Source organism: Mesorhizobium sp. M5C.F.Ca.IN.020.32.2.1 (genome assembly GCF_004023105.1).
Classification (GTDB): Bacteria; Pseudomonadota; Alphaproteobacteria; order Rhizobiales; family Rhizobiaceae; genus Mesorhizobium; species Mesorhizobium wenxiniae.
In genome coordinates, this window is the sequence record NZ_RZSX01000099.1 from 1 (window position 1) to 11,052 (window position 11,052).

The 11,052-nt window shown below is 62.5% G+C and carries 11 protein-coding genes and 1 pseudogene; 4 read left to right on the forward strand and 8 right to left on the reverse strand.

The features are described 5' to 3' along the window. From EOA86_RS07530 to EOA86_RS40035, 4 genes are all read left to right on the forward strand, one after another. A partial coding sequence (locus EOA86_RS07530) for a GMC family oxidoreductase (protein WP_164891606.1) occupies positions 1-421 on the forward strand: 421 nt, incomplete at its 5' end. Beyond that, positions 418-1,179 carry a 3-ketoacyl-ACP reductase gene (locus EOA86_RS07535; RefSeq protein WP_128341122.1) on the forward strand — a complete coding sequence of 254 codons (762 nt, stop codon included), beginning with the start codon at positions 418-420 and terminating at the stop codon, positions 1,177-1,179. The genes EOA86_RS07530 and EOA86_RS07535, both read left to right, overlap by 4 nt. 12 nt (positions 1,180-1,191) lie before the next feature. Further along, positions 1,192-2,820 (forward strand): GMC family oxidoreductase N-terminal domain-containing protein, encoded by a 1,629-nt coding sequence (locus tag EOA86_RS07540; RefSeq protein WP_127209941.1) that lies wholly within the window; start codon positions 1,192-1,194, stop codon positions 2,818-2,820. A 72-nt stretch (positions 2,821-2,892) separates the two neighbouring features. Continuing rightward, positions 2,893-3,012, forward strand: a complete 120-nt coding sequence (locus EOA86_RS40035; RefSeq protein ID WP_245497164.1) for a hypothetical protein — start codon at positions 2,893-2,895, stop codon at positions 3,010-3,012. Between the two features lie 131 nt (positions 3,013-3,143). Here EOA86_RS40035 and EOA86_RS07550 read toward each other — a convergent pair whose 3' ends face one another. The 8 genes and pseudogenes from EOA86_RS07550 to EOA86_RS40040 all read right to left on the reverse strand — a co-directional run. Continuing rightward, entirely contained in the window at positions 3,144-3,989 is an 846-nt protein-coding gene (locus EOA86_RS07550; RefSeq protein ID WP_128341123.1) for an EamA family transporter, read from the reverse strand. Positions 3,990-3,996: 7 nt separating this feature from the next. After that, entirely contained in the window at positions 3,997-4,911 is a 915-nt protein-coding gene (locus EOA86_RS07555; protein WP_128341124.1) for an endonuclease/exonuclease/phosphatase family protein, read from the reverse strand. A 96-nt stretch (positions 4,912-5,007) separates the two neighbouring features. Then, entirely contained in the window at positions 5,008-6,558 is a 1,551-nt protein-coding gene (locus EOA86_RS07560; RefSeq protein ID WP_128341125.1) for a sodium:proton antiporter, read from the reverse strand. Between the two features lie 164 nt (positions 6,559-6,722). Beyond that, positions 6,723-7,787 carry an ABC transporter ATP-binding protein gene (locus EOA86_RS07565; protein ID WP_127209947.1) on the reverse strand — a complete coding sequence of 355 codons (1,065 nt, stop codon included), beginning with the start codon at positions 7,785-7,787 and terminating at the stop codon, positions 6,723-6,725. A 28-nt stretch (positions 7,788-7,815) separates the two neighbouring features. Next, complete coding sequence (locus EOA86_RS07570; RefSeq protein WP_127209949.1) at positions 7,816-8,610, reverse strand: ABC transporter permease; 795 nt, start codon at positions 8,608-8,610, stop codon at positions 7,816-7,818. Continuing rightward, the gene (locus EOA86_RS07575) at positions 8,607-9,500 is read right to left on the reverse strand and encodes an ABC transporter permease subunit (protein ID WP_245316077.1); all 894 of its coding nucleotides are present in this window, start codon (positions 9,498-9,500) and stop codon (positions 8,607-8,609) included. Before EOA86_RS07575 ends, EOA86_RS07570 begins: the two co-directional genes overlap by 4 nt. A 72-nt stretch (positions 9,501-9,572) precedes the next feature. Further along, on the reverse strand, positions 9,573-10,679 hold the full coding sequence (locus tag EOA86_RS07580; protein ID WP_128341126.1) for an ABC transporter substrate-binding protein: 1,107 nt from the start codon (positions 10,677-10,679) through the stop codon (positions 9,573-9,575). A gap of 244 nt (positions 10,680-10,923) precedes the next feature. After that, positions 10,924-11,052, reverse strand: a pseudogene (locus EOA86_RS40040) (alcohol dehydrogenase); the annotation flags it as partial.

Genomic DNA, 11,052 nt, shown 5'->3' on the forward strand with positions numbered 1-11,052 from the left:
CTTCATGGCCGGCCACGCCGTCGACTGGTACCTGATGTGCGAGGACCTGCCCGATCCCGAAAGCCGCATCATGGTCGACGGCAAGGATATCGTCATGCAGTGGCGGCGCTCCAACATGCAGTCGCTCGACGGGCTGACCAAGGTGATGCGCGAGAATTTCCGTGCCTGCGGCTATCCGATCGTCCTGTCGCGGCCTTTCGACAAGCGCACGCCGTCGCATCAGTGCGGAACGGTCAAGATGGGCGACGATCCGGCGACCTCGCCGCTCGACCCGTTCTGCCGCTCGTTCGACCACCGGAACCTGTTTGTCGTCGACGCTAGCTTCCTGCCGAACTCGGCGGCGGTCAATCCGGCCCTGTCGATCGCAGCACAAGCACTGCGCGTCGCCGACCACATCCGCAAGACGGAGTTTGTCGCATGACCCGCCCGGCAGCCATCGTCACCGGCGGCGCACGCGGCATCGGCCTCGCTTGCGCCGCGGCGCTGGCCGATGCGGGCTTCGACCTCTTTGTCGTGGACCTTGCCGAAAAAGCCGCCGACGGACTTGCCGCTGACATCACCGCCCACGGCGCGAAATTCGCCTATCATTGCGGCGACATCGCCGATCTCGACGGCCATGCAGCGCTGATCGATGCCGCGACAAGCGCCTTCGGTCGCATCGATTGCCTGATCAACAATGCCGGCATCAGCGCGGTCGTGCGCGGCGACCTGCTGGAACTGAGACCGAACAATTTCGACCGGATCCTCAGCATCAATCTGCGCGGCACCGTCTTCCTCAGCCAGGCCGTTGCCAGGGCGATGCTTGCAACGCCGGGTGATTACCCCCGATCGATCATCACCATCACATCGGTCAGCGCCGAAATGGCCTCGCCCGAACGTGCCGACTATTGCATCTCCAAAGCTGGGCTTTCGATGTGGGTAAAGACCCTCGCGCTGCGGCTCGCCGCCGAAAATATCGGTGTGTTCGAGGTGCGGCCGGGCATCATCCGCACCGACATGACATCAGGCGTAACGGCCAAATACGACGCGTTGATCGACGCCGGGCTGGTGCCGGCGAAGCGCTGGGGCGAAGCCGCCGATGTCGGCGCCGCGGTGGCGGCACTCGCCGGCGGCAAGCTCGGCTTTTCGACCGGCTCGATCATCAATGTCGACGGCGCACTGTCGGTGCCGAGGCTGTGAACAGGTGATGCCATGACCGACTACATCATCGTCGGCGCCGGCCCGGCCGGTTGCGTCCTCGCCAACCGGCTGAGCGAAGATCCCTCGCATCAGGTGCTGCTGCTCGAGGCCGGCGGCAAGGACTGGCATCCGCTGATCCATATGCCGGCCGGCTTCGCCAAGATGACCAAGGGCATTGCCGCCTGGGGCTGGTCGACCGTGCCGCAGAGGCACATGAAGAACCGCGTCTTTCGATACACGCAGGCCAAGGTGATCGGCGGCGGCTCCTCTATCAACGCTCAGATCTACACGCGCGGCAATGCCCGCGATTACGACGCCTGGGAGAAGGAAGACGGCCTTGTCGGCTGGGGCTATCGCGACGTGCTGCCCTATTTCAAGCGGGCCGAGAACAACCAGCGCTACGCCAACGATTTTCACGGCGATCAGGGCCCGCTCGGCGTCTCGAACCCGATTGCGCCGCTGCCGATCTGCGAAGCCTATTTCCGCGCCGGACAGGAGATAGGCATTCCGTTCAATCCGGACTTCAACGGGGTAGCCCAAGAAGGCGTCGGCTACTATCAATTGACGCAGAAGGACGCGAGGCGCTCCTCCGCCTCGGTTGCCTATCTCAGGCCGATCCGCGAGCGCAAGAACCTGACCGTCAGGACCAATGTGCTGGTGACGCGCATCGTCATCGACAAAGGCCGCGCCGTCGGCGTCGAGATCATCGACAGGCCGGGCGGTCAGCCGACGATCCTGCGCGCCGAGCGCGAAGTGATCGTCTCGTCCGGCGCCATCGGCTCGCCGAAGCTGCTGATGCAGTCGGGCATCGGCCCGGCCGACCAACTGAAGTCGGTCGGCGTGACGCCGGTCCACGACCTGCCCGGTGTCGGTTCCAACCTGCAGGACCATCTCGACCTGTTCGTCATTGCCGAATGCACTGGCGACCACACCTACGACAACTACGCCAAGCTGCACCGGACGGTGTGGGCCGGCCTGCAGTATCTGCTGCTCAAGAAGGGACCGGTTGCCTCCAGCCTGTTCGAGACCGGCGGCTTCTGGTACGCCGATCCGACCGCCGCCTCGCCCGATATCCAGCTCCATCTCGGCCTCGGCTCTGGCATCGAGGCGGGCGTCGAGAAACTGAAAAATCCGGGCGTGACGCTGAACTCGGCCTTCCTGCGCCCGCGTTCACGCGGCACGGTACGGCTGAACAGTGCCGACCCGGCCGACAGTCCGCTGATCGATCCGAATTACTGGGCTGATCCCCACGATCGCGACATGTCGATCAAGGGGCTCAGGCTGGCGCGCGAGATCATGCGGCAGAAGGCGCTTGCCCCTTACGTGCTGCGCGAGGTGCTGCCGGGACGGACACTCACCAGCGACGACGAGCTGTTCGACTATGCCTGCCGCAGTTCCAAGACCGACCACCACCCTGTCGGCACCTGCCGCATGGGCTATGACGCGATGAGCGTGGTAACGCCCGACCTCAGGCTGCGCGGCATCGAGGGTCTGCGCGTCTGCGACGCCTCGGTGATGCCGCGCATCCCTTCCTCCAACACCAATGCACCGACGATCATGGTCGGCGAAAAAGGCGCCGATCTGATCCTTGGCCGCGAACCGCTGCCGCCGGCCGTGTTTTCCACCAACCAAGCGGCATGAGATCCCAGGAATGACAGGCACTGTGTCTTCGCTCGATTCCGCAATGACGACACCGACGACGAGCGAGCGGCAATCCATGCCGCTCTCGAAGCATTGCGACGGCTGATCGACGGCATGGGCAAGGTCGAATTCAGCGCCAACACCAGCCCCGAACCGTTCGCGCGCGGCTTCACGCACGGCTTCACCAATTGACTTCCGCGATGCCGCAGCATGCGACGCCTATCTGATGCATGAGGCTCACAGCCGAGCCGGCGCCCGGCTGGTCGCGCTTGAAGGCGGCACGGATGGGCTGATGGTGTTCGATCTGGATATAAGCGCTTAGCTTACCCGAGCCTCAGCGCGACCACCCCGGCAACAATGCTGAGCACGGCGGCACCGCGCCATCCCGTCATCTTCTCGCCCAGCGCAAACACCGAAATCATCATGGCGAACAGGATCGAGGTTTCGCGCAGCGCCGCGACCGAGGCGATCGGCGCCTTGGTCATCGCCCACATCACGATCCAGTAGGCGGCGCCGCTGAGCACGCCGGTGTACACGCCCGCCTTCCAGTCGCGCGCCAGCACCGGCAGCGCCTTTGGTCCGCGAAAGATCAGGCACAGCACCAGCGCCCATGCCGCATCACAGACGAACAGCCATGCCGCATAGCTCGATGCAGTTGCGGCCAGCCGCGCGCCGCTGCCGTCTGAAAGCGTATAGCTGGCGATGAAGATCGATGTACCCAGCGCAAAGCCGACGGCACGCGGGTTCAGCCTTTCCAGATGCGCGCCGCCGCGAAACGACAGCACCAGCGTCCCGGCCGACAAAAGAACGATCCCGATGATGGCCAGCGGTGTCGGAACTTCAGCGACAACCACCATGCCGCCAAGTGCTGCAAGCAGCGGTGCGGTGCCGCGCGCCAGCGGATAGGTCTGCGCGAAATCACCGGCCTTATAGGCGCCGATCAGAAACGTTCTGTAACCCATGTGGAAGACCACCGAGGCGATGATATAGGGCCACACTTCGGACTTCGGCACCTCGACAAATGGCAGAGCCAGAAGCGCAACGGCGCCCATGCCGAGCGTCATCAGCGTGATCGACAGGAAGCGGTCGAGATGGACCTTGACCAGCGCGTTCCAGATCGCGTGCATGGCGGCGGCGGCAAGCACCGCGAAGAAGACGAACAAGCTCATCGGCGGGTCATCCCGCCTCCGGCCCCGTTGTGAACGGCGTTTCCAGGTCGATGTCGACCCGCAGCGGAAAATGGTCCGAGGCGATTTCGTCGATATCGGCACTGACCGAGCGCACGCGGCCCGCCAACATCCCGCCGACGAAGCAATGGTCGAGCCGGCGCTTTGCCAGCCTGCCGTCGATGGTCTTCACATGGGTATGGAAATCCGCCGTCGGTTCGCTGGCGACAGCGGCGGCATCGACAAAACCGTCGAGATAGGCAGCACCGCGATGGTACGGCGTGCTGCCGACTATGCACCGGCACTCGGCGCTGCCCGGCTCCATGTTGAAATCGCCCATCCAGATCGCCGCCAGCGGGTTTTCCGGCTCCGGCTCGCCATTGCTCCAATTGCGCTCGGGTTCGTCATCGGCGCCGCTCCACGGGCCGCCGTCGGACGGTGCACGGCGATGCTCGGCGAGCAGGTAATCGATCTGCTCCAGCCGCTCTTCGACGGCGATATGCGCGAGATGCAGCGACAGGACCCGCACCGGACCGGCAGGGGTGCGGATCATGCATTCAAGCGCCGCGTTGCGGGTGTTGAGGGGACGCACCGTGCGGCGCAGTGGCAACGTGTGCAGGCGCGACCAGACGATCGGCAGCTTGGACAGGATCATGGTGCCGAATTGCCGCCGCCGGTTGACGATGCGACCGTCATGTCGCTCGCTGGCGTCCATGTCAAAGGCCGGCCCATAAACCCAATGGTATTCCGGCAGTAGCCGGGAAAGGATTTCCGGCTGGTCATCTTCGTTGCTGCGCAGCCAGTGCCGTTCCACTTCCTGCAACGCGATGATGTCTGCGCCAGCGACAACCTTGGCGGAGCGCGCGAGATCGTAGCGGCCGTCGCTGCCGAAACCGTACTGGATGTTGTAGCTGACCAGCTTCATTGCTTAACCGGCTCAATTCGTGATGGCAGTAGCGGGTTGGCGGATTGGTTGCAATGTGCAGCCGGATGGAGAGAGCTTGGGCCAGACAGCGCGCGGCTAAGTCGTCAGCGGCTGGAATCGTCCCGGCGGAGAGGCGGCCAACTCCGACCAGTCGATTTCCTCCTCCAGGCGATGATACGCTTCATCGCCGATCGTGCCGTCGATACGCAGCTGTTCCAGCGCGTCACGCTGGCTCTTTATCGCATAGAGACGCAATCTGTCGTACTCGGTCGCTGCCTGGGCGTCCTCCGGGTTTTCAGCGATCGTACGCTGCGCGGTAAATTGCTCGCGGACCACGGCCGCGGCATTCGATGTCTTGCCGCTCAACACGTCCAGCGCTGCCTGCATGATGGCGACGCGTGCCTGCGCGACCTCGCGGTCGACAGTTTCGTCCGGATCGAGACGCAGCAAGCGCAGCAGCGGCTTCAGGCTCATGCCTTGCAGCACCAATGTGCCGAGAACGACCGAGAAGGCGGCGAGCACGATCGGGTCGCGCCCCGGAAAGTCGGCCGGCAAGGCAAACGCTGCCGCAAGGGTGACCAGACCACGCATGCCACACCAGCCGATCAGCACGCCGCCGTGGAACGACGGGGCTTCAGCCTGCCGTTCCGCGTCACCGAAGGTGGCAAGCCACCTGATGATCGCGCCGCATCCCAGAACCCAGACAAGGCGCGAGACGATGACGACAGCCAGCACGGCTGCGGCGAAGACGAACGCTTCGACCTGCCCCTGCTCGGCCAGCCGGCCGACGATCAATCGTGCCTGAAGTCCCATCAGGACGAAGGCCAGAACGTTCAGCACGAAGACAGCCGTCTCCCAAACCGAGTAGGAGCTGACGCGATTTCTGGCCGGCATGCGGCGCGGCGCGGTGCGCGCGATGGTCATGGCATAGACGACGATCGTAATGATGGCGGAGAGCCCGATCTTGTCGGCCAGGATCCAGACGCCGAAAGTCCCGGCAAATTGCACCACCGTGCCACTTGCCGGATCGCTGATGCGACTGAGGGTGACGAGAGACAGCCGGCCGAGCATATAACCAGCGGCAAGGCTGCCGACCGTCGACAGCAAGATCATCGGAACCGCGCTGCTCAGCAGGATGGAGCCGGCAGCAGCGGAAACCGCCATGCGGTAGATCAGGAGTGCCGTGGCATCGTTGAGCAGGCTTTCTCCTTGCAGGATCGCGGTGACGCGATGCGGCACCTTGAACTGTCCAAGCACGGCCGACGCTGCGACGGCATCGGGCGGCGCCACGATCGCGCCGAGGGCGATTGCCGCGGCGATCGGCAAGCCTGCCATTGTCCATCCGACAAGCGCCACGGCAGCAGTGGTGAAAATGACGGCGCCAAGCGCCAGCAAGGCAAGTGGCAGTCTGTAGCGATTGAGATCGCGCAGCGACGTGTCGTAGGCAGCATCGAGAAGCACCGGCGCGATGAACAAAGCGAGCGCCAGTTCGGGATCGATCTCGATGGTCGGCGCAAACGGCAGGAATGCGATGCCGGCGCCCGCCAACGCCAGCAACGAAGGATAGGGAACCTGGAGACGCCGCGACAGCGCCGTAAGCGCGACGGCGATCAGCAGAAGAATAAGGGTCAGCTCGAAAAGCGCCATCCCCTACCGTACCGGTGAAGCCGGGCAATTGGCACTGCAAAAAAACGGCGACCGGCTTTGGCTAATGTGAATGGTGAATGGTGAATGGTGAATGGTGAATGGTTGCATGCAGAGACGTTTCGGCGCGTAAAGCGCCTTCTTGCTATTCACTATTCACTTTTCCCCTAATGCAGCACCAGCATGTCGCCCGACGAGAAGGAAATCTCGGCCTTTTCGCCGACGGCGGGCGGCGGGGTGGCCGGACTGTTGAACGTGTCGAGCGATACCGTGCTGCCGCCGATGCCGACGCGAACCCGGATGACCGAACCGAGGAAATGCACTTCGGTGATCTCGCCCGAAAGACTGGCGTCACGGCCGGGATGGCGACCGAGCGAAATCGCCTCGGGCCGCAGTGCCAGCGACAGCGTGTCGCCGGACTTGGAGCCGTTAAGCTTTCCCTGCAGCGAGATCTCTTGCGCGTTGACGCGCACCTTGCCCGACGCCGCGTCGGTGACGGTGCCTTCGAGCACGTTCAGCGTGCCGACGAAATTGGCAACGAACTTGGTCGCCGGCCGGTTGTAGATCTCGAACGGCGTGCCGACCTGCTCGGCCTTGCCGCTATACATGACGGCGATGCGGTCGGAGATCGACAGCGCCTCTTCCTGGTCGTGGGTGACGAAGACGGTGGTGATGCCGAGCTTCTTCTGGATCGAGCGGATTTCCTCGCGCAGCGACACGCGCACCTTGGCGTCGAGCGCCGACAGCGGTTCGTCGAGCAGCAGGAGCTTCGGCTTCGGCGCGATGGCCCGCGCCAGCGCGATACGCTGCTGTTGGCCGCCGGAGAGCTGATAGGGATAGCGGTCGCCCATCTGCGGCAGCTTGATGAGCTCGAGCATCTCGGCAACGCGCCTGTCGGCATCGGCCTTTGGCATGCCCGCAACCTTCAGCCCGAAGCCGATGTTCTGCGCCACCGTCAGGTTCGGAAACAGCGCATAGGCCTGGAACACCATGCCGACATTGCGCTGGTTGGGCTTGAGCCGGGTGATGTCCTTGCCCGCCACCACGATCTTGCCGGCGCTCGGCTCCTCGAAGCCGGCGACCATGCGCAGTACCGTCGTCTTGCCGCAGCCCGATGGCCCGAGGAAGGAGACAAATTCGCCCGGCTCGACGTCGAGATTGAAGTCCTGCACGACGGTGGTGGCGCCGAAGGCTTTTCGCACCTGCTGGATGGAGAGGAATGGCTCGGCCATGGCTTTTCTTTCGGTCAGTACTTTTCGATCAGTTTGGCCGGTTCGCCGATCGCGGCGCAAAACGCGACAGGATCTGGATCAGCGACATGCAGCCCCAGGTGATGGCGAACGAAATGAGCGCCAGTGCCGACGGCTCATAGGCACTGTTGGCGCCGATGTTCTGCAGATAGGGGCCAAAGGCTGGGCGATTCAACAGCGAGGCCATGGTGAACTCGCCGATGACGATGGCAAAACTCAGGAACGCACCGGATAAGACAGCGATCAGTACGTTTGGCAGGATGATGCGGGCGATTATGGTGGTCCAGCCGGCGCCGAGGATTTGTGCGGCTTCGGTGAGCGTTCTGACGTCGATGGTCCTGAGACCGGTATCGACTGCCCGGTACATATAAGGCAGCGCCAGCACTGCATAGCCGATGACCAGCAGAGCATCGGTGCCGCGCGCTGTCGCCAGAAAAGGCAGCGTTGAATTCGAACCGAACATTCTGATGTAGCCGAAGACGATGACGATGGCGGGGATAACCAGCGGCAGCAGGGTTATGAACTCTACGACGGGCCGCAGATTCGGTAGCCGCAGCCGTATCCAGTAGGCCGTCGGGACAACGAGCAGCACGCCCAAAAGGATGGTGAAGATCGCTACAACGACGGAATAGGTAAATGTCGTCTGGAAATTCGGATCTCCGAAGACTGAGCGGTAGGCGTCAAAGGAGTATTCCCCTCGCCGCTTACGCAAAGAGAATTCAAAGGTCGCCAAAAGCGGCAGGACAAAATAAGTGGTTCCCACGCCAAAAACGAGCCAAGCCCAAAAGCGGCTGCCTTGCTTCATTTCAGCCACCGTTCGGCTCGCCGTTGGAACAAGATATAGAATAGGTTGGCCAGGCCGGTGATGACGATCATGCCGAACGCAAGCGCGTAGCCTAGATTCGGATTGTACAGCACGTCGCCGCGAATCTGCGCGAACAGCTGGATTGGCACGATGTTGAGTGACGGCCCCGTCAGTGCATAGGCCGTTGCGACCGCCCCGAAGGCATTGGCAAAGAGGAGGACCGTCGTACCGAGAAAGCTCGGCCATAACACCGGAATGACCACCATGCGCCAATATTGCCAATTGGTTGCCCCGAGCGTGGCGGCAGCTTCGCCCCATTCCTTCTTCAACCCATCGACCGCCGGCGTGATGATGACGATCATCAATGGAATCTGGAAATAGAGATAGGTGAGAATCAGGCCCCAAAACGAAAAGATACTGAAGCCGAGCGAATAGATGTTGATGCCGAAAACGTCACGCAACAGGATCGTCGCCACTCCGAGCCGACCTAGCGTCGCGATGAACGAGAATGCCAGCGGTACGCCCGCGAAATTCGAGGCGACGCCCGAGAAGGTCAAGGTTGCCGAGCGTAACCACGGCGGCAAGCCTCCGCGAACCACTGCCACCGCCATGGCCAGGCCGATCAAGGCGCCAAGGACCGCAGAGACAAAGCTGATCTGAATGGATACCCAATAGGCTGCGGCGAGCTTGGGTTGCGACAACGCTATGATGTTGTCGAACGTATAGTCGCCGGCTGCATTTTTGAACGCGCCCGCGATCAGCCCTACAGTGGGCAAGATCAGAAAGACCAGCGCGAAAACGAAGAACGGAGTTACGCCTAACCAATGCAGTGGCAGCCGAAGGCGGCTGATCTCCGGCGCGCCAGGACTCACGCGGGCTGTCTGGGACATTGTGGAGTCTGCCATGGAATTCCCGAAGTCTGGCATAGGGCGCCGGCCGGCGAACGGCCGGCGCCCTATGAATTACTTCACGACGGCGCCAACGATGGCATCCCAGTTCGAGCTGATTTCCTTCTTGGCGGCGTTCTGTTCCTCCAAGGTTGGAAAGATCGCTTTTTCGTAGTTCTCGGCGGCCGGCAGCTTGTCCAGCATCTCCTTCGGGATCACGCCCTTCTTGGCGAGATCATTGAAGCGGATCGGGTGGCAGTAGCCCTTCAGCCAGCCCAGCTGGCCTTCGTCCGAATAGAGATACTCCATCCACAGTTTGGCGGCGTTCGGATGCGGCGCATAGGCGCTGATCGCCTGTACGTAGACGCCTGCGACCACTGCTCCCTTTGGCACGACGATTTCGATTTCCGGATTGCCGGCCATCTTGTCGCGCATGGCGAGCAGGTTGTAGTCCCAGTTCATCACGATCGGCGTCGTGCCCTGGGCGACAGCTGCCGCTTCACCGTCGACCGGCACGAAGTTGCCGGCATCGTTGAGCTGCTTGAAGAACTGCAGACCCTTGGCGGCTGCGTCCTGGCCGCCGGTACCGCCAGCCGCGAGGCCCGAGGCGTAGACCGACATGACGGCGTTGTTCGAGGTGCGCGGGTCACCGGCGAGCGCCACCGAGTTGGCGTATTCCGGCTTCTGCAGGTCAGCCCAGTCCTGTGGTGCGTTCTGCACGACGGCCTTGTTCACGCCGAAGGCGAGCACGCCGTAGTAGTCGCCGTACCAGTAGCCATCGGCATCCTTGGCGCTGTCAGGGATCGTATCCCAGGTCGACACCTTGTAGGGCTGGATCAGGCCGTCTGCCTTGGCGGACGGGCCAAAAGACAGGCCGACGTCGATGACATCAGGCGCCTGCGGGCCCTTATTGTCCTTGTTGGCCTTGATCGCCTCGATCTCATCGCCGGAGCCGGCATCGGGATTGAGCTCGTTGATGGTGATTTCCGGATACTTCGCCTTGAAGCCGGCGATGACGTCGCCATAGCCGCACCAGCTGTGCGGCAGCGCGATGGTGGTGAGCTGGCCTTCCGCCTTGGCGGCGGCGACCAGTTCATCCATGGACTGCGCCGACGAGATGGCAGAGGTCGCCATCAGGGCGACGGCCGTAAGGGAAAGCACTTTTCCCGTGAATTTGAACATGTGTTCTCTCCGTTGAACTGACGCCGTTGGACGCCTGCGATGCGGTATCGTTTTCGTGTGACAGCCCGATGAAAGCTTTGTGAAAGCGATGCCCTGCAGTACGAAAAAGTAAACTCTTTTTAACCGGCTGTAGCAATCGCTCTGCGATTATTTTTCCGGCTAACGAACTTCTGTCTTAACTTCCATCTTTTCCCCTTTCTTTGCCCTCAATTTCCCAGATCAACTTTCGGCGCGAAAAACCGTCTCAGACGGTGCCGGCAATGGCATTGTCGAGCAGCGTCAGCGCCGCCTTCCTGGTCAGCTTGACCGGGTTGCCGCCGGCGGTCGGATCGACCACCGCCATGTCGGCGCTCAGGCCCTTGCGCTTCTTGTC